The organism is Geobacter sp. AOG2 (assembly GCF_019972295.1).
Lineage (GTDB): Bacteria > Desulfobacterota > Desulfuromonadia > Geobacterales > Pseudopelobacteraceae > Oryzomonas.
Genome location: NZ_BLJA01000001.1, coordinates 3,782,640 through 3,806,471, shown reverse-complemented (window position 1 = coordinate 3,806,471; position 23,832 = coordinate 3,782,640). Strand labels below are relative to the sequence as shown.

Here is a 23,832-nt window from a genome sequence, read left to right as displayed (position 1 = left end):
CACATGGTATCCTCACCCCGAACGGAAGCAAAAACCGGAGGATATTTCAAATATATGAAAATAAAACTAACCAAACTCTTTATTGAATTTTTCAATAACGAGAAAACGTCCGGAATCATCCTGATCCTCTGCACCATTACCTCGATTGGCATCGCCAATTCACCTTTCGGGCAAGACTATCTGGATTTCTGGCACACCAAGATCGCTCTGGGCGTCGGCGATACCTTTATCCTGAAGTATAGCCTGGAACATTGGATCAATGACGGCCTGATGTCCATTTTTTTCCTGTTGATCGGGTTGGAAATCGAGAGGGAAATCTACATCGGGGAGCTGTCCCGCCCAAAAAATGCGTCATTGCCGATTATCGCGGCCATAGGCGGCATGATAATGCCCGCGCTGCTGCACTTCCTGTTCAATTCCGGCACCGCGACGCAAGCCGGCGCCGGCATCCCCATGGCGACCGACATTGCCTTCGCCATCGGGGTGCTTGCCCTGCTCGGGGACAGGGTCCCCGTATCGCTCAAGATCTTTCTGACCGCATTGGCCATCATAGACGACCTGGGTGCAATCCTGGTGATCGCCCTGTTTTATCAAAGCGACTTCTCCCTCCCGTATTTCATCTTGTCCCTGGGGGTATATGCCGGATTACTGGCCTTGAATCGTTTCGGCGTGAACAGGTTGAGCGCCTATCTCATACCCGGCGTCGTCATGTGGTACTTTATGCTGCAATCCGGTGTTCATGCCACGATCGCCGGGGTGCTGCTCGCCTTTGCCATCCCCTTCCGCAACGGGGATGAAAAATCGCCGTCCTACCAATTGCAGCATTTCATGCACAAACCGGTGGCCTTCCTGATCATGCCGGTCTTCGCCCTGGCAAACACTGGAATCGCCCTGACCGGCAATTGGGTTCCGCAACTGGCGTCGCCGAACAGCCTGGGCGTCTTTGCCGGCCTGGTCGCCGGCAAACCGCTGGGCATCACCCTGTTCAGCCTGTTGGCCGTCAAATGGGGCATCTCCCGCCTGCCCGAGGATGTCCGATGGAACCATATCGTCGGTGCGGGTTTTCTGAGCGGCATCGGATTTACCATGTCGATATTCATAACCCTGCTGGCATTCGACACCCCTGAGATCGTCCAGAACTCGAAAACAAGCATCCTGCTCAGTTCGCTGGTAGCGGGAACCATCGGCTTTCTGATTTTGCGCGGGAAGCCCGTTGGGAAGCATACCTGACACCCTCCCTCCGACGCCGCCGTCATCCCGCACTCTCCCTGAATAAAATGCGCCGCCGCTACCGGACCAGCATGATGATCCCCAGGATGAACAGGACGATCCCGGAGCCCTTTTCCAGCCAGTGCGCGGAGCCGTCCACATAGCGTGTGACACGCCCGTTACCGATTGTCCGGGCGACGAGCAGATCCCAGCCCAGCACCGCGCAGAACATCCATGCGCCATACACGGCCTGAACCCCGGCCGGGGTTTTCGGGTCCACGATCAGGGCGAAGAGGCTGAGATAGAAAACGGCGTTCTTGGGATTGAGCGCCGCCGAGAGAAACCCGGCGCCGAAGGAGCGGAAACGGGAGGAGGCTGCCACCTTCTCCGGGACCGCGGCGCCGCGGTCGGCCCGTGGGGGCGCTCTCAGCAGCAGCACGGCCAGGTAGAGCAGATAGAGCGCACCCGCCGTCTTCAGGGACGCCCAGAGCAGCGGGCGGTTCTTGACGACGGCGCAACCGGTAAGGGCAAGCAGAATATACAGGCCATTGGCTGCGGCGATACCGAAACAGACGGCGGCCGCCCGCGCCCTGCCCTGCCGGGCCGCGGTCCCCACGATGAGGAAGAAATCCGGCCCCGGACTGATCAAGGCCAGGAAATGCGCGACGGCGATCGCGCCGAACTCCAGTAAGTATTTGGACACGACACCTCCCCTGATGCTCGCGTAGTCGGCAAGCGCCGTCATGAACGATCACGGCGGCAGGGGGATGATGCCCGGATTCCGGTCCTGAAATATTGTACGAAATTGACTTATTTGACGAAACCGTGCTGATACTGGCGGGGGGTAGCGGCAAGGGTGCGGCGAAAGACCCGGTGGAAATGGCTCTGATCGGCAAAACCGGTCTCCACGGCGACGCGGGACACGGGGACGCCGTCCAGCAGGAGCTGCTTGGCCCGCTCGATACGGGCGATCAGCATGTAGGCGTGGGGCGGCAGGCCCACAAACTTCTTGAAACTGCGCAGCAGGTGGCAGGGGTTGCAGCGAAAGGTGGCGGCCAGTTCGTCCAGGCTTATGTTCCGCTCGGGCCGCTGCGCCAAATAATTCCTGACCTCGCGAATAATACCTTCGGACACCTCTTCGTCACGGGCCTCGACCGGGTCGCAGGCCGCGGCGAAGAGGTCGCCGGCAAACCTGGTCAGCCCCACGGTCTTTTCCCGGGACGAGGCATTACCGGCGAGAAGGTCCGCCAACTCAAGGAAGGCAGCGAACAGGGCTTCGTTTTCCAGGAGGACCGGAACAGGGGAGAGGAACCTCTCCAGCGGGCCGAATAACGACTCCTGGACGGATCGGCACCACCGCACATCCAGGTACGCCATGATGTAGGAGCGGGCCGCGCCCGCCGGGGGGTTGCAACTGTGCACCGATTCCGGGGCGATGAGGACGAGCGAGCCCGGGGACGCGGCATACCCCGTATCCCGGATCGTCGTCAGGGTGACGCCCTCGGTGACCGCGCCGACACAGAACTCCCGGTGGCAGTGCGCGGTATAGGACACGGTGCTCCGCAGCGTGCGGCGCATTTCCACAAACGGCAGATCGGCGTCGTTCCAGAAAGTATGGCTGGGTTTCATCGCTTTGGTCCTGTAGGCCTTCAGGGTGGAACGTGTACGGCCTGCTCGCCGAATAGTATGGGAGGAGGACCGGGGTGTCAAGCCTGCCCATCGGCACCCGGCTTTCCCCCGTTCGGGCCGTTGGCCGTTTCGCTCCCCCACCACCGCCTCGCCGGCAACGGTTCATCGCACAAAAAATCAGAGCTTGTCTTCCTGTAACCTTCTCATATATACTTGACCAAATTGATAGTAGACGGTCAAGCAACGAAGCTCGGCATGCCTTTCAGGTATTTCGGGCTTTTTTTGTGCCCGAACGGCTGATGGGTTGGAGAAGGCTGTTCAACAGGCTGTTTGCACCAAAAAACCACACAAAGGAGCAACAGAACATGGCATTGATCACAGGGTTGACCAGAGACGGGCACGAGTGGACACCGGATTTCATCAAAACGCTGGATAAAGAGCTGTGCATCGGCTGCGGCCGTTGCTACAAGTCGTGCACAAGGAACGTCCTGGCATACGAAGAGGTGGATACGGAAGACACGGTAAAGGCGTATATGAAGATCGCCAACGGCGGGAACTGTATCGGCTGCAAGGCCTGCGGGCAGAACTGTCCCAAGGGTTGTTTCTCCTTTGAGCCGGTCGAAGCCCACGCCTACGGCTATACCTCCTAGACGGGATCGGGCGGTTCCGGGGAGTGGTGTCTACCTTCCCCGGAATCGCCTTCTATCGAATATCCCGCCTCAACTCCCCCCACCCTTGCGCACTGCCGGTCTTGTCCCGCGCTTACCCTGTTTCTTCACGTCGGCTGCCCCGTTCCTCGCCACCCATTGGCTTTGGGTCAGAACCCTGCACCCGCCGGTATCCGTGGTGCAGAACTCCAGGGGGAACGAAACGAGGTCATAGCCCGGATTCGGCCCGTTTGCCAGGGGCGAGGCGCTGGGCCGCGGCTCCGGCCGCCACACGGTAAGCTGGAAGAACACGACTTCCCGATTATCCGCCGCACCCGCCGTGCCGATGGCCTCACCGGCCGCAACGGCCTTCCCCGCCGCGACCCCCGCGCCGATCCCGCCGAGATGACTGTAGGATGCAATCGTCCCATCGTCGTGGAGTATGTCGATCTTGTCGTCGGACGGGTCGATCCGGACCACCGCGCCTTTGCGCGCGGCAAGCACGGGGGTGCCGGCGGGCAGGGAGAAGACGACGGCATAGCGGGTATAGGACGTGGAACCGGCGGGATCGCCCACGCTCGCGAAGGCCCGTACCTTCTCCCCGAAGGGGAACCGGTAGTGTTCCGGGCACTGGTGGCGCGCCCTATGGTCGCCAATGCTCCACGAGGTGGTGTACCCGAACCGGTAGGCCTTGTTCTTCATCCTGGCCGATACCCGCACCAGGACCTGATCCGTATGGGGTGGCACGACCGCCGTAACGGGCAGGGGCTTGTCCGTGGCCATGTTTTCCGACGCAGTACCGCCACCGATGGTGACCGAGACCGGGGCGTTGCCGCGATTGCAGGCAACGATGTCGTAGGCCTCGCGGACCGAACCCGTGGGCACATACGACGGCGACAGTATCTTCGTCTCGGCCACGGTAAAGTCGTAGCCCCGTTGTGCCTGGCCGGTAACCGCGCCCGGACCCGGTTTACGGGCCGGGGACGCCGGGGGAGGTGGAGTCTTCGCCGACGCCGCCCCGGCGGGAGAGGCTGCGGCGGGTGCGGGCGGCGCAAGGGATTCCGGGGTCACCGGCTTCACGGCCTTGGGCGCATCCCCGAAATTGGCCACCGGCCCGCTGACGGCAACATAATCGCCGGTCGGGTACCTTCCCTCCTGTCTGTTGTACTCCCACGGCCAACTCCCCTTCTGCTGCTGCGCTCCGCTCACACAGCCGGACAGGATGCAGACCGCCAGAAACGGGAACAAACGGGCATAGTTCATTGCATAATCCGCCAATCTCATGGGTTATCCTTTGGGAGAGCGCGTTGGAGAATCCGGGATACGGAGTAACTATAGCCCCAGGTGTTTCCGGTGGCAATATCTGAATTGGCCGGGATTTGACCATCGCGTGCATTCAGGATTCGGGCGACGTTGGGTCAAAATGATACAAAGAGAGACATCCGGTAGTGGTCCGGGTTTCTTTTTTTGTGTGATGTCGGGGGGTTGAGTGGGATGTGGCGGGATGGCCCGGAATGGTAATTTTTTTAACACTTTTGCAATAGTGTTAATTTTTTTAACATGCTGATTTTACGGTTGAAATTTGCGGGGGCGGGGAGTAGAAGGGGGTGTAGGGGTCGGAGGCAATGCCGGAAAACGCATAAGGGTCGCGTCCACATTTTCCATTTTATGTAGAATGCAGACGCGACACGTGGGGAAAATCTGGAGTGTGAATGATTAGTTTTAGAAGCAATATACCGAATATCCTTATGACAATAGCAGTTTTTGCTGCGACCATTTTTCGCAAGCCCCAATTGTTGTATCATCCGCGTTTTTACGCCGAAGAGGGTTCCATTTTCTTCCAATTTGCATTCAATAATTCATTTCTGCATTATCTGTTAACGCCGCATTTTGGTTATTACGCATTATATAATGTTATTTCTACTTCATTAGCAGCCCTATTCCCTCTGGAAATTTCACCCTTGATAACAACCTACGAGGCCTTAATTTTACAACTATCTGTGTCGCTCTATGTTGTGTGGAGTGACATTTCACTATTTAATACGCATTTCAAGCGATATTTGATTGCCATCTCTTTCCCTCTGCTTTGTCCGGGTCAGATATGGCTGACAACAGTTGGAATACAATATTGGCTTTGTATATTAACAGTCATTATTTTATTGGATAAATATCCAACTGAAAATGACAGGATATCTAAAACAGAATTGTCACTATTAGCATTGGCCGGTTTGACCGGAATACTCTCCTGCATTATGACGCCATTGTTTATTATCAAGGCAGTCGAAACAAAATCGAAAAAATATATGACATATGCTTATTGTTTAACATCATGCTCAATCTTGCAGATATCAGTATTCGTATATACCCTATTGCATAATGCTAATGAATTAACAGAACGTTTCATATCTGTCGATGAAACTTATGTTAAAATAATTAAACAAACAACCTTGTTAACAAGTAAATTGTTGGCCAGCGATAATACGCTTAATTATGATTTTGTTGATAAAATAGATAAAATGACAATGCATCTTATGATCACGTTATGGAATATGCCCGTACTTGAAAAATATGTAGCAGTATATTTTTTGACCGGTTTCGTAATGCTCTTGATTATACTCCCGCTGCTGGTAATACACCGAAACAACACAGATATGTTGTTCATCATATTCTCGGCAATCACTGTTTATACAATATCTGTCAAGCTATCTATCAACGGTGTTGGAGGCCCACGCTACATTTTTGCTCCAAGTGCCATGATAATGATCTTTTTGGTTTCTGCGTATGGCAATAAAGGCGCAAATTCCATTTTCAACTGCCTGATACTGATGCTGATAAGCTTGATAATGGTAAATAATTGTATAAATTATATCCCTTCCATGGATAAGTACTACAATGACGAGTGGCCAAGATGGGAAGAAGAAGTTGGTATTTGGCGGCGTGATGGAAACCATCAGTTGAAGATCTGGCCCCCTCCCTGGCAAATGAGCTTAAAAAGAGAGTCGTTATGAGGCTTTGGCTCATCCCTAGAGAGAGATAAACGGGGGCGGGCCCGTAAATCTCAAAATCTGAACAGCCCCTCCCCTCTCTCCAGCTACCTCCTCCCTACTCCCCCAACACCTCGGCATACATCACCGCCAGGTCCCGCAGGGCCTTCTCCCCGTCGCCGCTGAAGCACGAGCCGTGCATGACGGCGAGACGCTTGGGCTTGAGGTCGGCCAGCATGTGCAGGGTGGTGTCGGTCAGGCGGGAATAGGGATAGGGATGGGCCAGCGGCCCCGCCTCGTAGGTGGTGAGCGCCTTCCGGGCCGGCCCGACCACGTCGTTTTCCGTCACGGGGGGGAGGTCGCCGTTATGGAGGAAGAGGTCGGAGCAGAACAGGGTCGAGCCGGTCTCCTCGAACAGGAGGCTGGCATCCCAGGCATGGGGGACCTGGGGCGTCTCCAGAAATCGGAACCGGTGGCGGCCGGTGGCCAGTATCTCGCCGGTGGCCATGATGTGCGCCCGGCCGCAGATGAAATCGTCGATGTTGACCATGGCCCCGATCATGCCGCACACCGGCTTTGCGTGGGGGGCCAGGGCCAGCCAGTCGTTCAGGGAGCCGCATTCGTCGGCCTCGAAATGGCTGAAGCCTATCCAGCGGATGCGCGCCGGGTCCAGGACCGTGGCCACGGCATCGCGGATCAGCGGGAACATGCCCCGCAGGCCGGTGTGGTACAGGAGCGGCTCGTCGTCATCCACGAGGAACTGGTTGAACTGGAGGTCGATCTTGGCGATGTAGGTGGAGAGGCGGTAGAGGTGGGGTGCGATTTCGTCGATCCTGGTTTCCATGCCGTGCTCCTTTGGGTGCCGTGGGGGCGCATCCTCGCGGAAGGCGGTCAGGCCGAATCCCCCGTGGCCGAACGCTTCTTCCAGTAGCCCGTGCCGTAGGCGCAGTAGATCTCCCCACCGGCCGGGATCCTCCTGTTCGCCACGATACAGACATGGCCCTTTTCGTCCAGGGTTATCGTTGCATTGTTCCGGTACGCGGTTTTGACCGCCCCGGTGGCATCGTTGGCATATTTGGCAAAGCACTTCACATCCATGGAATCCAGTATGGTGCCGTCCGGCATGTTCATGAAATAGGCGTCCTGGCCGTTTTCCACCCTGCGTTGCGCCTCTTTCTCCGAGAGGGTCCTCCCTTTGAAAAGAGAGATCACCTCATCCCGGTAGATCGGTATCGCGGTAAACAACCCATTGCCTGCGCCGGGTATCCGGGATTCCCGGATATACAGGTATTCCTCCTCGTCGGCCTCGATTTCAAGCGTCGACGTATTTGCATAGTCCTTAAAACGGGGAGTCTTCTTCATGGGGTAGTTGCCTCCGGGTCCAGCGGAATCGGGAGAATCACCGTGTATCGGGACCGCACGTGAGCGTCTTGGGGTTCTCCGGGCTCAGACCCCCGCGTACCACTCATACCCCTGGTCCTCCCAGTACCCGCCCCTGCCGCCGCCTATGGCGGAAAAATCCTCCACCAGCTCGATGCGCATGACGTACTTGGCCATCTTGTACCCCAATTGCCGTTCCAGCCGCAGCCGAAGCGGCGCACCGTTGGCGACGGGCAGCGTCTTGCCGTTCATTTCGTAGGCCAGGATCGTCTGGGGGTGGAATGCGTCCTCCATGTCGATGCTCTCGTAGTAGGGCGAGGTCCCGTCGTCCTCCATGGGGTCGGCGCAGTGGAAGACCACGTAGCGGGCGTTGGGCTTGGGCCGCACCTCCTCCAGAAGCGCCCCCAGGCGCGCCCCTTTCCACTCGGCGATGGCGCTCCATCCCTCCACGCAGTCGTGGCGCGTGGTCTGAACCCGGCTGGGGAGCAACCGGAGGTCGGCCAGGGCAAAGCTCATGGGGCGCTCCACCAGCCCTCCCACTTTCAGGCGATATCCGGCAAACCCGCTCTCCGCAAGGGCCTGATATTCCGGATTGTCAGGCATGGCCGTGCCGTTGCTCCTGAACTGCGGGGAACGGTCGGCGTCCGTGAACTCCTGGGCCATGGCCTTGTGGGGCAGGAACAGCCGGTGCGTCCTGTAGCTCACCTTCTCCCCCACCCCCAGGATCTTGGGAAACCACGTGGATTCCGAGAGTTTCTGGCACCCCGCAAGGGTCAGCGCGGTTACTCCGGCAAACGCGCGGGCCAGAAGGCTGCGCCGGGTGAGTCCCTTATCTTCGTTCATGATCCGTCTCCGTATCCGCTTTGGTCTCGGGCGCCTTCTCCGCTTCCGGCTCCGGCCCTGGCTCCGTCACGGGTGCCGGTTCGGGCTCGGGCACCGCTGCCGGCTCCGGCACGGTCTCCGGTATCGGCATGGGCTCCGTCACCCAATAGTTGCCGGTGATGATGGAGCGCAGGTTGTTCCAGAAGCCGGTGACCACCACCTGGAACAGGTGCACGGCGGTAAAGGCCACCAGCGCCCAGGTGATGATGAAATGGATCGTCCGCATGGACTGCCGGCCGCCGAAGATATCGACCCACCCCGGCACCAGCGCGTCCAGTGCGGGGGACAAACCGAGGCCGTTCACGATGGCCAGCGGGAACAGGAGGAAGATCACGCTGAGGTAGGCCAGCTTTTGCAGCACGTTGTAACGCTTGGCCGCCTCACCGGTGGCGTGGCGGAGCAGCAGGTGGTCCCTGAGGGTCGGGCCGATGGAACGCCAGTCCTGGCCGGTGGGCAGCAGGTCCCGCCGCAGGTGCCCGCTGAAGAGAGAATACCCGACCAGGCAGATGCCGTTGATCGCGAACACCCAGGCAAAGGTCAGGTGCCAGCGGCGCGCCATGGCCAGCCATCTGCTCCCCGGAATGGTGAGCCAGGCAGGGAAGCCGCGCCGCTCCGGCATGCCGTCACCGCGGTCGGAGACACCCAGGAATCCGGTCGTATCGAACTCGTGCCCGAAGATCCTGGTGACGCCGATCAACCCGCCATTGGCGTCTTGCCTGCTCCGCATCTCCAGGAGCGGCGGGGCGCCGGTATAGGAGGACTTGCCCCAGTGCAGTTCGGGATCGGCATTGAAGATATTGAGGCCGCTCATAAGAAGGATGGGAAGTGTGACGACGGCGAGCCAATGCATGATGCGCACAGCCAGCGAGTGGCGGCGGTACAAGGTACCCTGGGGTTTTGAGGGATTAGGCTCGGTCATAATTGCTCTCCAGGGATGAGGACCAACAATGAGGATCTCCACGTCCTCCAGGTCCCATAAGTCCTATAAGTCCTATAAGTCCCATAAATCCCATGAACCACGTTTTCCTCCTACCACCTTACCCCGCCGCCATGAAAAGTCAAATGGACCACAACTCAGGCAACCAGGCGGGAGGCCAGGCGCTGGAGGCACTGGGCGAGGTCCGGGTCGCTGATCATCTTCAGGGCCTTGTTGAGGGGCAGCACCGCGCGCTTGCGCCATTCCATCTCCGGCCACTTCTTCAGCAGGGTCGTGACCTTCAGCGGATAGACATAAAGCGTCTTCTCCCCCTTGCGCTGACAGAGCACGCGGAATCCGGGGAGACAGTTGCCGATGACCCCGGCCTCCTCCATGGCCTCCATGACGGCCACGTCCTGCCGGGACATATCCGGCTCCGGCTGCCCTTTGGGGATGATCCAGCGGGTCTGGGCGGTATTGGTAACGATCACCAGGTGCAAACGCCCGCCGCGGAACAGGAAGGGGAGCGCGCCGATCTGGTATTCCAGGGCCGGGCCGGGGATGCCGTGGATGGCGAGGGAGATGCTCTTGTAGGCCTCCACGTCCGTGATCTCCTGCCCCAGGTAGTCCGGCTGCCGGAACAGTTCGCTCTCCTCCACCGAGGCAAACCCCACCTTGGCGACCAGCAGCGGTTCCAGGTCTCCCTGGTAACGGTCCACCGCCACCCGGTACGGGCCGTGTTGGGCCAGGAAGCGCACCTTTTCCAGACGCCGCCCCTCGGTGGACGGCCACAGGGCGCGGAACTGGTTGAGGGTGATCTCGATCTCGGTCTCCCGCCGCAAGAGCCCCGGCCCCTCCTTGACGGTCAGGAAGTGCTTGTCGCCGTACTGGCGGATGCGCACCTCCAGGTGTTCCTCGTAGGCCAGATACCCTTGCAGGATCGGCGTCCCGCCCCCCATTCCGGCGGGCAGGGACGTTACCAGGAATTTCCGCTCGATCTCGATCATGGCCGCGAACCGGACAGGGAAAGGATTTCGTCGCACAGCGCCCGGTAGGCCACGGCCGCCGCGCAGGCGCGGGAATAGGCCAGAAGCGGCATCCGGTGCAGGCCCATCTTCTCCACGTCGGCGGAGAACGGGATTACCGTCTCCAGGAAGCCGGGATATTCCGCCGGAAGCTCGTCCATGATCTCCCGGTGCATCCTGTTCCGCTTCTGGACCATGGAGAAAAACGGGCGGAGCAGGCCGCCGGGCAACTCCTCGTCCCGGAAGAATCCGGCCAACTGTTCGAGCGTCCGCCGGGAGAGCACGGTAGGGATGACCGGCACCAGGATGGCGTCCGACGTCCGGAACACGTTTTCCGAGAGCAGCGTGATGTTCGGCGGGCAATCCATGAGGATCACGTCGTAATCGGGTTTGAACTCCTCCAGCACCTTGCGGAGCTGGCGGCGGCGCTTGGCCATGCCGTCGAGCAGGATGTCGAAGTGCCGGTAGCCCAGGTTGGAGGGGACGATGTCCAGGCCGGGGAAGTCGGACTCCCGGATGTTCCTGCGGAGCCCCTCGGCCAGGGAACCGGCGTCGCGCATGCGGAACTTCTCCGCGCTGGCCACCCGGAAATAGAAGGTGGCGGCCCCCTGGGGGTCCAGGTCCAGGAGCAGGGTCCTGCGCCCCGCCTCCCGGAAGGCGAACGCCAGGTTGACCGCCAGGGCCGTCTTCCCCACCCCGCCTTTGATGCTGTATGAAGAGAGTATTTTCATGGTCGTGCCGGCCTTTTCACGTCTGTTGTGCGGCGGAAGCCCCGCCGGGCTTGAAGGTGCGCCTGAAGAGCGCGGCCGTGGCGCCGCCGCAGAAGCCCTCCAGGGCCTTTTCGATCTGACCGCGCGCCTCCTGCTGCCGGCGGTAGAGGACCGCCACGAGTCCCCCCACCCCCAGGGCGGCTTGGGAACCGGGCCGTTTCCGTTCCCCATAGCTCATCAGGGATTTCTGCTGCACCAGGGCGTCGTTGAACTCGCCGAGCCGGTTTTGCAGGCGCCGCAACAACCCCAGCATCCTGGCCCCCTCCTCCCTCGGAATGAGTTCGTCGAAAAACTCCATGAGATAGCGGAGCTTCTTGCACTCGATACGGAGCCGGTGCACCGCCTCATCGGGCGTCTCCGCCCCGATCCCGGCCGCCATCCCGCGGATCTTGCGGTAACGTCTGTAGATGCGGCGAAAGGCCAACGGCCCCACGGGAAGGTCGGCAGCCTCCGTGGGTTCATGGAGGGCAGAGGCGGAGAAGAACTCCTCCACCTCCCGGAGAAGCCGTCGGGTGGATGCGGAGCGCAGCTTCGCGGCCATGCGCCGCACCTCCCGTTCCCGCTCCGCCGAAAAATCCGCGAACATCCCGTCCAGGGCCGGACGGAGCGCGGGGGGCAACAGCCCCAGGTATTCGTCCCGCGCCAGGAGGTACACGTCCAGATCGCGCAGCCGGTTGGTCTGCCGGGCCAGGTCGCCCAGGATCGTGCGCATGCGCGCGGTCTCCCCGGCCGGATACACGCCCTTCACCAGGCTCAGCACCGAGCGGACCTTCCGCAGGCAGATCCGGTAATCGTGGAGAAACTCCGTGTCCAGATCCTCCAGAAGCCCCGGCACGTTTCCTTCGGCGATCTCCAGGATCGAGCGTACGATCCTTCCTACGGCCTCACGGGCGGGCGTGTCCGTCTCCAGGCCGAAGACCGGCCGCAGGGTGTACTTTCGGGGCACGCGTCCGGCAAGGCGCAGCAGGGCCGCCACCGGGCCGTCCCCGGAGGTGCGCGCCCCGCGCCGGATGAGGAGTTCCGCCACCCGTACGGCTTCCGCTTCGTAGCCCACAAGCGGCATGACCCGGCAGGAGTGGAGCAGAGCATCCTCTCCCCGCGTGCCGGAGGAGACCGTAGACCACTCCAGGCGGCAGACGATCTTCCCCGTTTCATTGCGCAGGTCGCACCGGCGCAGGCGAAAGATCCCCTCCGCCACCGGCGCGAGCCCCCGCAGCCCGAGCATCCCCCTCAGCGCGGTCCGCATGACCCCGGTCCCGAAGTCATGCCAGAACCGCCGTCCGCCACCGGCCCGCTCCTCGCACACCGTCGCCCCCGGCCAGCCATCCTCGCGGACGCACAGGCGATACACCCCGTCGGAGCTGTACAGGACATGCCCGCCGAACCACAGGCCCCACTCGAACGTATCCCAAAACGTCAAGGTCCGGGACTCCTGCGGGTGGAACTCCACATCCCACTCCTCCCGCAGGCATTCCGGCCCAAGATCGCCGGGGAGCGTCAAACGAACCGATTCCTTACCGTACACCCCACCCTCCCGTGGCCGGCACTCCGAAGCTGGGCTGCCCACCGCCGTCACGATCCAACACCGGCAATTTTACCACAAAAGCAGGGGCGCGTCCGGTGCGGATCACGGCTTTTTGGAAGCCCCATTGGCGGCCTGGGGGATCTTGCCCAGCTTTTCCTCCACCGCCAGGACGATGAATTCATTCATGCTGATGCCGGCCTCGGCAGCCTCTTTTTTAACGCTCTTGCGCACCGATTTTTTCATGCTCACCAGGAACTTGGTCGGCTTGTCCTCCTTCGCCGCCTTGGGAGCCTTGGGAGCCTTCGGTGCTTTCTCGGCCTTGGAGGCCTTCGGCTCGGCAGCCTTCCCGGCGGCTTTCTCCGGCTTTGCTTTTTTTACCTTGGGAGCCGCTGCCGCCGCTTCTTCTGCCTTTTTGTTTTTTTTCTTTTTCTTCGCTGCGGCGTCCTTGTCCGGTGTCTCCGTTGCAAGAGGTTTCACGGCGGCCGGTTTCGGCTTTTCATCTTTCATGGTCTTCTCCTCGTTCACGGGTATCTGAAACTGCCGCATCGGCAGTTGTGCAGTATTTTCAACAACTTTCATAGCGGCATACATCATCATATAATAACTATTATAATTATAATACTTATAGTGGAAAATGCAATCCTTCCCGTGCCACGATTCCGCAGCCAGCCCGCCATGACCGGCCGAAGACTTTTCAGGCCGGATTTTTTTTTCGCATGAGGGTTGATTTTTGCTCTTTGAGCGCTAGAATCTTTAAATCGTTGAATGAACCACCCCAGTCGGGACATCGGGAAGCTATTGACCATACAGACAACGAACCAAGGAGGGTCAAACATGCAAATAACACGAAGGCAATTTTTCAAATTCTCCGCCGGGGGATTGGGGGGTTCCAGCATTGCGATGCTGGGCTTCTCACCTTCCGTTGCGCGTGCCGAGGTGCGTGAATTCAAGTTGGCCCGCAGCAGCGAGACCCGCAACACCTGTCCCTATTGCTCGGTAAGCTGCGGCCTGATCATGCACAGCCTGGGAGACCGGGCGAAAAACGCCGAGCCGGCGATCTTCCACATCGAGGGGGACCCGGACCATCCGGTGAACCGCGGCACCCTCTGCCCCAAGGGCGCGGGGCTGGTGGACTTCATCCACAGCGAAAGCCGCCTCAAGTTCCCGGAATACCGCGCCCCCGGCTCCAAAGAATGGCAGCGCATCTCCTGGGATGAGGCGTTCACCAGGGTGGCGCGGCTGATGAAGGACGACCGGGACAAGAACTTCATCGCCAAGAACGCCGCCGGCGCCACGGTCAACCGCTGGGTGACCACCGGCTTCCTGGCGGCCTCCGCCTCCAGCAACGAGTCCGGTTACATCACCCACAAGGTCATCCGCAACCTGGGGATCCTGGCGTTCGATAATCAGGCCCGGGTCTGACACGGACCAACGGTGGCCAGTTTGGCCCCCACATTCGGTCGCGGTGCAATGACCAACCATTGGGTAGATATCAAGAACGCCAACGTCATCGTCGTCATGGGCGGCAACGCCGCCGAGGCTCACCCCTGCGGCTTCAAATGGGTGACCGAGGCCAAGGCCCACAACCACGCCACCTTCATCGTGGTGGACCCCCGCTTCACCCGCTCGGCATCGGTGGCGGACTTCTACGCGCCCCTGCGCACCGGCACGGACATCGCGTTCCTGGGCGGCGTGATCAACTACCTGCTCTCCCACGACAAAATCCAGCACGAATACGTCAAGTCCTACACCAATGCCTCCTTCATCATCAACGAGGGCTACCGGTTCGACGAAGGCCTGTTCTCGGGCTACGACGAACCGGCGCGCAAGTACGACAAGGCCACCTGGTCCTACGAAATCGGCCCGGACGGCTTCGCCAAGGTGGACGAGACCCTGCAGCACCCCCGCTGCGTGCTGCAACTGCTCAAGCAGCACTACTCCCGCTACACGCCGGAGGCGGTGAGCAACATCTGCGGTACCCCCAAGGACGCCTTCCTCAAGGTGTGCGAGACCATCGCCACCACCTCGGCGCCCGACCGCACCCTGACCTTCATGTACGCCCTGGGCTGGACCCAGCATTCGGTGGGTTCGCAGATGATCCGCACCGCGGCCATGGTGCAACTCCTCCTGGGCAACGTCGGCATGGCGGGAGGCGGGGTGAACGCCCTGCGCGGCCACTCCAACATCCAGGGTCTCACCGACCTGGGGCTCTTGTCCAACCTCCTGCCCGGCTACCTCACCCTGCCGGGTGAAAAGGAGACCGACTACCAGGGTTACATCGACAAGCGGGCTCTCAAGCCGTTGCGCCCCGGCCAGATGTCCTACTGGCAGAACTACGGCAAGTTCCACGTCAGCCTGATGAAGTCCTGGTTCGGCGACGCGGCGACCAAAGAGAACAACTGGTGTTACGACTGGTTGCCCAAGCTGGACAAGGTATACGACGTGCTCCAGGTGTTCGAACTGATGCACCAGGGCAAGCTGAACGGCTACATCTGCCAGGGCTTCAACCCCCTGGCCTCGATCCCGAACAAGGCCAAGCTGATCCAGGGCATGTCCCAGTTGAAGTACCTGGTGGTGATCGATCCCCTGGCCACGGAGACCTCGTGTTTCTGGGAGAACCACGGCGAATACAACGACGTGGACCCGGCCAAGATCCAGACCGAGGTGATCCGTCTCCCCTCCACCTGCTTTGCCGAGGAGAACGGCTCCCTCACCAACTCCGGGCGCTGGCTGCAATGGCATTACAAGGGCGCCGAACCGCCGGGAGAGGCCTTGCCCGACGCCGACATCATCGCCGGGATCTTCCTCAAGCTGCGTGATCTGTACAAGAAGGAGGGGGGCGCCTTCCCCGACCCGGTCCTGAACCTCACCTGGAACTACAGCATTGCCCGTGCCCCGTCGCCCGACGAGCTGGCCAAGGAGTACAACGGCAAAGCCCTGGGCGATCTCGCCGATCCCAAGGACCCGACCAAGGTCCTGGTGAAAAAGGGCCAACTGCTGGACGGCTTCGCCCAACTCAGGGACGACGGCTCCACCTCCTGCGGCTGCTGGCTCTATTCGGGGGCCTGGACGGAGAAGGGGAACATGATGGCCCGACGGGACAATTACGATCCCTCGGGTCTGGGCAACACCCTCAACTGGGCCTTTGCCTGGCCGGCCAACCGGCGCGTCCTGTACAACCGCGCCTCCTGCGACCTGTCCGGAAAGCCGTGGGACCCGAAACGCAGACTGGTGTACTGGGACGGCAGCAAGTGGGGCGGCGCCGACGTGCCCGACTTCAAGCCGGATTCCGATCCCGCGGACCACATGAACCCCTTCATCATGCTCCCGGAAGGGACGGGGCGGCTCTTTGCCCTGGACAAGATGGCGGAAGGACCGTTCCCCGAGCACTACGAGCCGTTCGAGACCCCCATCGACACCAACTCCCTGCACCCGAAGGTGATCAGCAACCCGGCGGCGCGGGTGTTCAAGGGCGACCTGGAGGCCTTCGGCAAGAGCAAGGAATTCCCCTACGCCGCCACCACCTATCGCCTCACCGAGCACTTCCACTTCTGGACCAAGCACACCAGGCTGTCTGCCATCATGCAGCCGGAGCAGTTCGTGGAGATCAGCGAGGAGTTGGCCAAAGAAAAAGGGATCAAGGACGGCGGCCGGGTCAAGGTCTGGTCGAGCCGCGGCTTCATCAAGGCGGTCGCGGTGGTGACCAAGCGCATCAAGCCCCTCACGGTGAACGGCAAGACCGTCCACCACGTGGGCATCCCGATCCACTGGGGCTTCAAGGGGGTGGCCAAGAGCGGCTACCTGGCAAACATCCTGACCCCCTTCGTGGGGGACGCCAACACCCAGACGCCGGAGTTTAAGTCGTTCCTCGTCAACATCGAGAAGGCTTAGGAGGTTGTTGAAAAGCCCAGGTTGTTCAAAAATAGTCAGATCGCCGCACCCGCAGTATAATCGCCTACGGCGATTATCGGTGACGAAGCGGAGCGGAGTTCATCCCGCAGGGACAGAACCGGAACGGTTCTGCTAAAAGCCATGAGGAGGCGTAGCAGCGCTACGCCGCACGAAAGGGCTTTCGAGGACGGTGGCGAGATGGCTGTTTTTCAACAACCTCTATAGGAGATGGATTATGGCACTGCAATCACTTGACATCACCCGCCGTTCCGCCACCACCACCCCTTCGCCGGGCCAGCGCCGGACCATGGAGGTGACCAAGCTGATCGACGTCACCAAATGCATCGGCTGCAAGGCCTGCCAGGTGGCGTGCATGGAGTGGAACGACCTGAGGGACGAAATCGGCACCTGCCACGGTGTTCTCGACAACCCCATGGACCTCACCGAGAACTCCTGGACCGTCATGCGCTACGCCGAGGTGGAACTGGAACCGGGGAAACTGGAGTGGCTGATCCGCAAGGACGGCTGCATGCACTGCGGCAACCCCGGCTGCCTCAAGGCCTGCCCGGCGCCCGGCGCCATCGTCCAGTACAGTAACGGCATTGTGGATTTCCACGAGGAAAACTGCATCGGCTGCGGCTACTGCATCACCGGCTGCCCGTTCAACATCCCCCGCCTGTCCCAAAAGGACAGCAAGGTCTACAAGTGCACCCTCTGCTCCGACCGGGTGGCGGTGGGGTTGGAACCGGCCTGCGTCAAGACCTGCCCCACCGGCGCCATCGTCTTCGGCTCCAAGGAAGACATGCTCCACCACGCCGAGGAACGTATCGCGGACCTGAAGGCGCGGGGCTTCGCCAAGGCGGGGATCTACGACCCCAAAGGGGTGGACGGCACCCACGTGATCTACGTGCTGCACCACGCCGACAAGCCGGAGATCTACAGCGGCCTTCCCAAGGAGCCCTCCATCGGCGCCATGGTCGAGGTATGGAAAGGGGCCGCCAAACCGCTGGCTTCCCTGGCCCTCGGCGCGATCGCCGCGGGAGCCTTTTTCCACTACGTGACCACGGGGCCCAACGAGGTTTCGGAAGAGATCGAGAAGGAGTGCAAGGATGATACGAGATCCTGAAAAATTAGACCGTTATACGGCCCCCGAGCGGGTCAACCACTGGCTGGTGGCGCTGACCTTCATCCTGCTGGCCCTCTCCGGCCTGGTGCTGTTCCACCCGTTCTTCTTCCCCCTGAGCCAGGTGTTCGGCGGCGGCGTCTGGACGCGCATCCTCCATCCCTTCATCGGGGTGGCGTTGATCATCTTCTTCGGCAGCATGTTCTTCCGGTTCCGGAAGTTGTGCATCATGTCGCCCGGCGATTGGGAGTGGCTGCGCCATAGCCGGGAGATGATGAGCGGCGACGACCGGAACATGCCGGAGGCGGGCAAGCTGAACGGCGGCCAGAAGTTGCTCTTCTGGCTGCTGGTGGCCTGCATGGCGCTGCTCGTCCTGTCCGGCGTCGTCATCTGGCGCGCCTACTTCACCCACCTGTTCCCGGTGGGCCTGGTCCGGTTCGCCGCCATCGTGCACGCCGCCGCGGGAGCGGGGATCATCGCCCTGATCATCGGGCACATCTACCTGGCCATCTGGACCAAGGAGAGCATCGGCGCCATGCTGTACGGCAAGGTCCGGCGCGCCTGGGCGAAACAGCATCATCCGGCATGGTTCCGGGAGATGACCGGAGGGCGTAAATGAGCATGGCAGACCGCATCCTCAAACCGGGGGAGATCGAGGCCCCGGCCGGTGAGATCCGCTTCCTGTTCCTCCCCGGCCGCGACCTGTTCGCCCGCCGTGCCGAACGTTTCCGGCTCCTTGCCCCCGGCCACAGCCTGGGGGGATACCTGGGTTTCCTGGCGCTGTTGGCCGATGCGCAACAGGAGGCCTTGGACGGCTTCCCCCCCCTGCCCCCTCCCACCCTGGAAGAACAGACGCTGTGCCGCGAACAGGGCATGCCGCTCCTGGACGCCCGGCTCCGGTCCCGGAACCGGGCCTGGCGGGAGGGCCTGGCGCTGATCCTGCGCCGCATGGCCGTGGCGGAGGTGCCGACGGCTGCCCGCGAAACTGCGGCCGGCCTGTTGTGTGCGGCTGAAAGCAGGCTGGAGGAGATGGCGGACTGGATACTGGCGGGCGAATCGGCCGCCGTCCCTCCCCAAGAGTCTCCCTTTATCGCCGCCGCCCTCCAGGTCTATTGGGTGCACATGGCAACGGCCCTGGGGGAACACGTCTTTGTCCGGCTGGAAGCGGGCGGGGTCTGCCCGGTGTGCGGTTCGGCCCCGGCCAGCGGCGTCGTCCACGCCCACGGCTCGGAGCAGGGTTTGCGCTATCTCTCCTGCTCCCTCTGCGCCACCCAGTGGCACATGGTCCGGCTCAAATGCAGCAGTTGCGAGGCCACCGAGGGGATCGCCTACTACAGCCTGGAGGGGACGAACGGCGCGGTCAAGGCGGAAAGCTGCCCGGACTGCAACACCTACCTGAAGCTGTTGTACCTGGACAAGGACAACCGGATGGAGGCCACGGCCGACGACCTGGCCACCCTGGCGTTGGATATGCTCATGGACGAGGCGGGCAAGGCACGGAGCGGTCCCAATCTGTACCTCCATCCCGGCGGCGAGGTGGAGGAGGGCTGAGGCGGCCATCGCGCTGCATCAAAACGATACAACCAGGGGCACCCGGAGACGATCCTGGTGCCTTTTTTTGCGTGATATCTGGGTGATGAGCGGATTACTGGAGTAGAAGGATAGACTGCCTTTGGGCGGGTACAGGGACGTTTTCCATCTCCACCTTCACACACCGAAAGGGCCGCTTCATGGGCGGCCCTTTCATTGCTGCGCTTGTTTCATGATCTCCTCCTTATGCGGTATGTTTCTCCGTTTCCTTCCCGGTCAATCCCTTGGCAAAGCCGATCATCATCAACACTGCCGGTATCGCCTGCCCTATGATGACCAAAGCTCCGAAGCCCAAGAAGATCCAACCCATTAACCCTGTGTTTTCCACTGTTGCCGTGGTGGCCGCGAAAGCGGCGGCAGGTACGAACCCTGCGATTGTTCCGATTATGGTAGTGAGCGTTCTCATGGCATCCTCCTTGTTCTGCGTTTTTGTCCTTTTGTAAATCTAAAATTGCATCAGCGGTGCCAGCGCGGAAACATATTTTTCACCGCATGGATAACATGCTGAAACAATAACATATTTTATTTTAAAGACATTGAAACAGGCCTCTATCCGGGTGAGAATGAAGGTGCGGGTGTATATGATACGTATACGGTACGGTGGCGGGGGTCACCACGCAAATCGGCTTGTAATGGGGTTTTACACGGATCAGGCGTTGGCTGGGGGGTGTATAGGGATTAAGGACAGACAGGGAGGCGTGTCCGCAGCGGGCTTCCCGTTCCTGAATGCAATGCAGTTGCCGTATTTGATCGGATGTGGCATAAATGGATAGTATAGGGTTAGACCGTAACGCGAGGCATGACCAATGGCACGTCTTGGCGAAATACTTCTTTCGGAAAAGGTCCTTACGGCACGGGATCTGGATACGGCGCTGGAAAACCATGTGCTGCACGGGGTCAAACTCGGGACCTGCCTCGTGGAGATGGGGCTGGTCGCCGATGACGATCTGGCCCGGTGCCTGGGCAAACAGACCGGCCTGGCCTTTCTCACCAAGGAACAACTCCTGGGGTTCGGAGCCCGGAACCTTTCCATCATCCCCCCGGCCGCCATCAAGAAGCACCGGCTCATCCCCGTGGGGAGCAACGGCACGGCGGTCCGCATCGCAACCGATCAGGCCATTTCTCCCAAAAAACGGGCGGACCTGGAACTGTTTCTCGGGCGGAAGATCGAGCCGGTGGCTGTTTCCGGCTACGCCATCGACCTCTTCTTCGAGCAGATGTTCGGGATACAACGCCCCGGCAGATTCCTCCCCAGATATTCGGACCTGAAGACCCGGGAAAAGACGCCCGCAACCGCACCCAAGGCCGACGGAAAAGTACCGCCGGTCATTATCGACGGGATCGAATGGAGGCGCCTGGGGGACGCACCCCAGCCCGAAGGAGCCGCCGCGTCCGATGGCGACTCCGCCCTGCCCAAGGGACGTGGCGGTGCGCCGCCCTCCCTGTCCGACGCCGCCGGCCGCCTGAACCGCGCCACGTCCAGGGACGATGTGGCAAGGACGGTCCTGGATTTTCTTTCCTACACCTCCGGCACCGTTGCCCTCATGATCATAAAGGACGGCCTCGTGCGGGGCTGGAAGGCCTGCTCGAACCGCAAGAAGGTCCGCGAATTCGAGACGTTCTCCCTGCCCGTGGAGTCGTTGCCGGAATTGATGCAGTGCATCGCCACCAGGAAACCGTATCTGGGGGAAGCCGTATCCCCGGAGACGAAACGGCTTCTGCACAGGCTCCGCAGCACGGGGGAGGGCTCGGCATTCTTCCCCATCTTCATCCAGCAGCAGGTCGTCGCCGTGCTCCTGTGCGACGCCTCGGATCAGTTGAATCCCACCGAAACCGCCGAATTGTGCCGCAAGGCGTCCTATGCGCTGGAAATCCTGATCCTCCGGTCGAAACTCCTGCGGTGAGTTTAACAGGTTGTCTGCGAACCGGTCGGAGAGGTTCGCAGACAACCCGCCTCGAATCAAACCCACCTCGCGGCAGCACCCATTCAAAACACCCTGAAAACAAGCGCTTTTATTCATCGACGGTCCCCGAATGGCCGTTTCCGCCGCTTATTTGTGTTACAAATATATTGCAATAATACAATATCATCTATAAATTAGACCCGCCTAACCGGCGCGACCGGGCACGGGAATCCGGCCTGGCCATGCACGGCGGCAAGCGGCTGCGGTCCGGAAACCGGGGAGTCGCGGCAAAAAATGGAAATTAACAGCGGTAATCCGGGAGGCAACATGCAGTGGTCGGACCTGAAGGTGAAAACAAAATTGACCATCCTGATCGGCATGACGTGCGTTGCGCTGGCCGTGGTGGCGGGCCTGGGATTTTACGGCATTCGCGATACGGCCGGCGGCATCAACGAAGCCGATGAAAGCATCGACCAGGTGGCGGTTGCAGGCCGTCTGGTGAAGGATTTCCTCACGATCCGCCTGGACCTGGTCTATATGATGCTCCTTCCCGACACGGCGCGTCAGGAAGAAAAACAGGCCGACATGGTCAAAAAGGTAGCCGCCGTCCGCGAGGGGATCAAACAACTCAACGGCACAGCCATGCCGGACCGGGAAAAGGAACTTTTCAGGGAGTTCAGCGACGGCTTCGAGGCGTATCTGGTCCAGGGGGAAAAGCTGGCGAAACTTTCCCTCGAATCGACGGCCAACGGCGGCAAAGACCACGCGGCAGTCGTTGATTTCGCCACGAAAACGGTGGCGCCGCTCTACACGAAGCCGGCCGAGGCGATCGCCGGGGTCGTGGATATCAAGCAGAAGGCGGCCCTGACCATGAGCAAGGAAGACGCCGTCCGCGCCACGAGGATCGAAGGGGCCATGGTCGCCGTGGGGCTCGCGTGCATCGCCCTTGCAACCCTCTTCGGCGCCATGATCTTCCGCTCCATCACCAGGCCGCTGGCCAGGGTCATGGAGGTGTTGGCAACCGTCGCCTCCGGGGATCTGAAGGCCCGCTCGGGATTCGACTCCCGCGACGAGATGGGCGTGCTGGCCCGCGAGGTGGACGGCATGGCGGAAAAACTGGCCGAAACGATCGGCAGGGTCTCGACAAACAGCATCCAGGTGTCGGTCGCCGCCAACCGCGTCCATAAACTGGCCGACGGCCTGGCGAAGAATTCCGAGATCCTCGCCAGCCAATCCACCACCATAGCAACCGCCAGCGAGGAGATGGCCGCGACATCGTCCGACATTGCCCGCAATTGCAACGATGCGGCCCATGAAGGCCGGGATGCCGGCGAAGTGGCCGCCTCGGGGGCCGAGGTGGTGGACAGGACGGTGACGGGAATGGCGCGGATCGCCGAGCAGGTCAAGGGTTCGGCAAAGATCGTCGAGGAGTTGGGCCGCCGCTCCAACCAGATCGGCGAGATCGTCGGCACCATCGAGGACATCGCCGACCAGACCAACCTGCTGGCCCTGAACGCGGCCATTGAGGCGGCCCGGGCCGGGGAACAGGGGCGCGGCTTCGCCGTGGTGGCCGACGAGGTCAGGGCCTTGGCCGAGCGCACCACCCGGGCGACCCGCGAGATCGGCGATATGATCAAGTCCATCCAGGGTGAGACCAGGTCGGCTGTGGCAGCCATGGAGGAGGGAGTGGCCGAGGTGGAACGGGGGAGCGAGGGAGCGGCCCAATCGGGAGAAGCGCTACAGCACATCCTCCAACGCATCGATGTGGTGACGAGCCAGGTGAACCAGATCGCCACGGCTGCCGAAGAGCAAACCGCCACCACCACCGAGGTGTCGCGCAACATCATGAATGTCACCGAGATCGCCCACGCCACCTCGAATGAGTCGCGCGACATCACCGCCGAGGCCAACAAGCTCAACGGCCTGTCGGCGGCTTTGATGGAGGCCGTGGAGTCTTTCAGGATCGAGGAGAGCAATTCCCTCATCATCAACAAGGCCAAGAGCGCCCATATGATCTTTGTGGGCAAGATACAGGCCCACCTGGACGGCGCGTCCAAAACCGACCCGTCAACCCTGCCGGACCACCACGGCTGCAACTTCGGCAAATGGTACGACACCATGGGCACCGATCATTGCGGCCATCTCCAGGTCTTCAAGGATATCGTCCAACCCCATGCCAAGGTCCATGAACTCGGTAAGGCCGCCATCGTGGCGTACAACGGCGGGGATCGCCAAAAGGCGGCCGTCCTGTGCCGAGAGATGGTGGACAACTCCGTAGCCCTGCTCGGCAACCTGGAAGCATTGGAAAAACAGTGCGCGTGACCCGGCGATAAGAGCGGCAGCAGCGGGACCGGGGG

Annotated in this window: 21 protein-coding genes; 9 read left to right on the top strand and 12 right to left on the bottom strand. The window is 60.9% G+C overall.

Going from position 1 to position 23,832, the window contains the following annotated elements; translation table 11 throughout:
• Window positions 1–54 precede the first annotated feature (54 nt).
• Window positions 55–1,230, top strand: a complete 1,176-nt coding sequence (nhaA, locus tag LDN12_RS17285; protein ID WP_223923891.1) for a Na+/H+ antiporter NhaA — start codon at window positions 55–57, stop codon at window positions 1,228–1,230.
• A 58-nt stretch (window positions 1,231–1,288) separates the two neighbouring features.
• Here the strand turns inward: nhaA and LDN12_RS17280 are convergent, their stop codons facing one another.
• A complete protein-coding gene (locus LDN12_RS17280; protein ID WP_223923890.1) occupies window positions 1,289–1,912 on the bottom strand; it encodes a LysE family translocator in 624 nt (207 codons plus the stop codon).
• A gap of 107 nt (window positions 1,913–2,019) precedes the next feature.
• Complete coding sequence (locus tag LDN12_RS17275) at window positions 2,020–2,838, bottom strand: AraC family transcriptional regulator (RefSeq protein WP_223923889.1); 819 nt, start codon at window positions 2,836–2,838, stop codon at window positions 2,020–2,022.
• Between the two features lie 365 nt (window positions 2,839–3,203).
• Between LDN12_RS17275 and fdxB the strand changes: the two genes are divergently transcribed.
• Window positions 3,204–3,488: a ferredoxin III, nif-specific gene (fdxB, locus tag LDN12_RS17270; RefSeq protein ID WP_223923888.1), complete on the top strand. Its 285-nt coding sequence runs from the start codon at window positions 3,204–3,206 to the stop codon at window positions 3,486–3,488.
• A 69-nt stretch (window positions 3,489–3,557) separates the two neighbouring features.
• Here the strand turns inward: fdxB and LDN12_RS17265 are convergent, their stop codons facing one another.
• Window positions 3,558–4,769: a peptidoglycan DD-metalloendopeptidase family protein gene (locus LDN12_RS17265; protein ID WP_223923887.1), complete on the bottom strand. Its 1,212-nt coding sequence runs from the start codon at window positions 4,767–4,769 to the stop codon at window positions 3,558–3,560.
• Window positions 4,770–5,233: 464 nt separating this feature from the next.
• Between LDN12_RS17265 and LDN12_RS17260 the strand changes: the two genes are divergently transcribed.
• The gene (locus LDN12_RS17260; protein ID WP_223923886.1) at window positions 5,234–6,493 is read left to right on the top strand and encodes a hypothetical protein; all 1,260 of its coding nucleotides are present in this window, start codon (window positions 5,234–5,236) and stop codon (window positions 6,491–6,493) included.
• 94 nt (window positions 6,494–6,587) lie between these two features.
• On the opposite strand, the gene LDN12_RS17255 is transcribed toward LDN12_RS17260, so the two are convergent.
• The 8 genes from LDN12_RS17255 to LDN12_RS17220 all read right to left on the bottom strand — a co-directional run bounded on the left by LDN12_RS17255 (window position 6,588) and on the right by LDN12_RS17220 (window position 13,474).
• On the bottom strand, window positions 6,588–7,313 hold the full coding sequence (locus tag LDN12_RS17255) for a hypothetical protein (RefSeq protein WP_223923885.1): 726 nt from the start codon (window positions 7,311–7,313) through the stop codon (window positions 6,588–6,590).
• A gap of 47 nt (window positions 7,314–7,360) precedes the next feature.
• On the bottom strand, window positions 7,361–7,831 hold the full coding sequence (locus LDN12_RS17250) for an SET domain-containing protein-lysine N-methyltransferase (RefSeq protein ID WP_223923884.1): 471 nt from the start codon (window positions 7,829–7,831) through the stop codon (window positions 7,361–7,363).
• An 84-nt stretch (window positions 7,832–7,915) separates the two neighbouring features.
• Window positions 7,916–8,692 carry a molybdopterin-binding protein gene (locus LDN12_RS17245; protein WP_223923883.1) on the bottom strand — a complete coding sequence of 259 codons (777 nt, stop codon included), beginning with the start codon at window positions 8,690–8,692 and terminating at the stop codon, window positions 7,916–7,918.
• Window positions 8,679–9,650, bottom strand: a complete 972-nt coding sequence (locus tag LDN12_RS17240; protein ID WP_223923882.1) for a cytochrome b/b6 domain-containing protein — start codon at window positions 9,648–9,650, stop codon at window positions 8,679–8,681. The genes LDN12_RS17245 and LDN12_RS17240 overlap by 14 nt, the downstream gene beginning before the upstream one ends.
• 155 nt (window positions 9,651–9,805) lie before the next feature.
• On the bottom strand, window positions 9,806–10,654 hold the full coding sequence (locus LDN12_RS17235) for a hypothetical protein (protein WP_223923881.1): 849 nt from the start codon (window positions 10,652–10,654) through the stop codon (window positions 9,806–9,808).
• Window positions 10,651–11,403, bottom strand: coding sequence for a ParA family protein (locus LDN12_RS17230; protein WP_223923880.1), 753 nt, complete (start codon window positions 11,401–11,403; stop codon window positions 10,651–10,653). Before LDN12_RS17230 ends, LDN12_RS17235 begins: the two co-directional genes overlap by 4 nt.
• A 16-nt stretch (window positions 11,404–11,419) precedes the next feature.
• Complete coding sequence (locus LDN12_RS17225) at window positions 11,420–12,967, bottom strand: CHAD domain-containing protein (protein WP_223923879.1); 1,548 nt, start codon at window positions 12,965–12,967, stop codon at window positions 11,420–11,422.
• A gap of 102 nt (window positions 12,968–13,069) precedes the next feature.
• Complete coding sequence (locus tag LDN12_RS17220) at window positions 13,070–13,474, bottom strand: hypothetical protein (RefSeq protein ID WP_223923878.1); 405 nt, start codon at window positions 13,472–13,474, stop codon at window positions 13,070–13,072.
• Window positions 13,475–13,801: 327 nt separating this feature from the next.
• On the opposite strand from LDN12_RS17220, the gene fdnG reads away from it, so the two are divergent.
• From fdnG to fdhE, 4 genes are all read left to right on the top strand, one after another.
• Window positions 13,802–16,858 carry a formate dehydrogenase-N subunit alpha gene (gene fdnG, locus LDN12_RS17210; protein ID WP_274382227.1) on the top strand — a complete coding sequence of 1,019 codons (3,057 nt, stop codon included), beginning with the start codon at window positions 13,802–13,804 and terminating at the stop codon, window positions 16,856–16,858.
• Between the two features lie 235 nt (window positions 16,859–17,093).
• Window positions 17,094–17,984: a formate dehydrogenase subunit beta gene (gene fdxH / locus LDN12_RS17205; protein ID WP_223923875.1), complete on the top strand. Its 891-nt coding sequence runs from the start codon at window positions 17,094–17,096 to the stop codon at window positions 17,982–17,984.
• Window positions 17,968–18,600, top strand: coding sequence for a formate dehydrogenase subunit gamma (locus LDN12_RS17200; protein ID WP_223923874.1), 633 nt, complete (start codon window positions 17,968–17,970; stop codon window positions 18,598–18,600). The genes fdxH and LDN12_RS17200 overlap by 17 nt, the downstream gene beginning before the upstream one ends.
• A complete protein-coding gene (gene fdhE / locus LDN12_RS17195) occupies window positions 18,597–19,532 on the top strand; it encodes a formate dehydrogenase accessory protein FdhE (protein ID WP_223923873.1) in 936 nt (311 codons plus the stop codon). Before LDN12_RS17200 ends, fdhE begins: the two co-directional genes overlap by 4 nt.
• Window positions 19,533–19,755: 223 nt before the next feature.
• On the opposite strand, the gene LDN12_RS17190 is transcribed toward fdhE, so the two are convergent.
• Window positions 19,756–19,977, bottom strand: coding sequence for a hypothetical protein (locus LDN12_RS17190; RefSeq protein ID WP_223923872.1), 222 nt, complete (start codon window positions 19,975–19,977; stop codon window positions 19,756–19,758).
• A 400-nt stretch (window positions 19,978–20,377) separates the two neighbouring features.
• Between LDN12_RS17190 and LDN12_RS17185 the strand changes: the two genes are divergently transcribed.
• Together LDN12_RS17185 and LDN12_RS17180 are read left to right on the top strand one after the other, a co-directional pair.
• The gene (locus LDN12_RS17185) at window positions 20,378–21,475 is read left to right on the top strand and encodes a hypothetical protein (protein ID WP_223923871.1); all 1,098 of its coding nucleotides are present in this window, start codon (window positions 20,378–20,380) and stop codon (window positions 21,473–21,475) included.
• Window positions 21,476–21,802: 327 nt separating this feature from the next.
• Complete coding sequence (locus LDN12_RS17180; protein ID WP_223923870.1) at window positions 21,803–23,797, top strand: methyl-accepting chemotaxis protein; 1,995 nt, start codon at window positions 21,803–21,805, stop codon at window positions 23,795–23,797.
• The last annotated feature ends 35 nt before the right edge of the window (window positions 23,798–23,832 follow it).

What these genes read in the sequence shown, in the direction of transcription:
- LDN12_RS17230 (WP_223923880.1), bottom strand. Translation starts at nt 11,403, where the DNA reads ATGAAAATACTCTCTTCATACAGCATCAAAGGCGGGGTGGGGAAGACG.
- LDN12_RS17220 (WP_223923878.1), bottom strand. Translation starts at nt 13,474, where the DNA reads ATGAAAGATGAAAAGCCGAAACCGGCCGCCGTGAAACCTCTTGCAACG.
- LDN12_RS17245 (WP_223923883.1), bottom strand. Translation starts at nt 8,692, where the DNA reads ATGAACGAAGATAAGGGACTCACCCGGCGCAGCCTTCTGGCCCGCGCG.
- fdxH (WP_223923875.1), top strand. Translation starts at nt 17,094, where the DNA reads ATGGCACTGCAATCACTTGACATCACCCGCCGTTCCGCCACCACCACC.
- LDN12_RS17260 (WP_223923886.1), top strand. Translation starts at nt 5,234, where the DNA reads ATGACAATAGCAGTTTTTGCTGCGACCATTTTTCGCAAGCCCCAATTG.
- LDN12_RS17255 (WP_223923885.1), bottom strand. Translation starts at nt 7,313, where the DNA reads ATGGAAACCAGGATCGACGAAATCGCACCCCACCTCTACCGCCTCTCC.
- fdxB (WP_223923888.1), top strand. Translation starts at nt 3,204, where the DNA reads ATGGCATTGATCACAGGGTTGACCAGAGACGGGCACGAGTGGACACCG.
- LDN12_RS17185 (WP_223923871.1), top strand. Translation starts at nt 20,378, where the DNA reads ATGGCACGTCTTGGCGAAATACTTCTTTCGGAAAAGGTCCTTACGGCA.
- LDN12_RS17240 (WP_223923882.1), bottom strand. Translation starts at nt 9,650, where the DNA reads ATGACCGAGCCTAATCCCTCAAAACCCCAGGGTACCTTGTACCGCCGC.
- LDN12_RS17265 (WP_223923887.1), bottom strand. Translation starts at nt 4,769, where the DNA reads ATGAGATTGGCGGATTATGCAATGAACTATGCCCGTTTGTTCCCGTTT.
- nhaA (WP_223923891.1), top strand. Translation starts at nt 55, where the DNA reads ATGAAAATAAAACTAACCAAACTCTTTATTGAATTTTTCAATAACGAG.
- LDN12_RS17235 (WP_223923881.1), bottom strand. Translation starts at nt 10,654, where the DNA reads ATGATCGAGATCGAGCGGAAATTCCTGGTAACGTCCCTGCCCGCCGGA.
- fdhE (WP_223923873.1), top strand. Translation starts at nt 18,597, where the DNA reads ATGAGCATGGCAGACCGCATCCTCAAACCGGGGGAGATCGAGGCCCCG.
- LDN12_RS17180 (WP_223923870.1), top strand. Translation starts at nt 21,803, where the DNA reads ATGCAGTGGTCGGACCTGAAGGTGAAAACAAAATTGACCATCCTGATC.
- LDN12_RS17190 (WP_223923872.1), bottom strand. Translation starts at nt 19,977, where the DNA reads ATGAGAACGCTCACTACCATAATCGGAACAATCGCAGGGTTCGTACCT.
- LDN12_RS17250 (WP_223923884.1), bottom strand. Translation starts at nt 7,831, where the DNA reads ATGAAGAAGACTCCCCGTTTTAAGGACTATGCAAATACGTCGACGCTT.
- LDN12_RS17275 (WP_223923889.1), bottom strand. Translation starts at nt 2,838, where the DNA reads ATGAAACCCAGCCATACTTTCTGGAACGACGCCGATCTGCCGTTTGTG.
- LDN12_RS17200 (WP_223923874.1), top strand. Translation starts at nt 17,968, where the DNA reads ATGATACGAGATCCTGAAAAATTAGACCGTTATACGGCCCCCGAGCGG.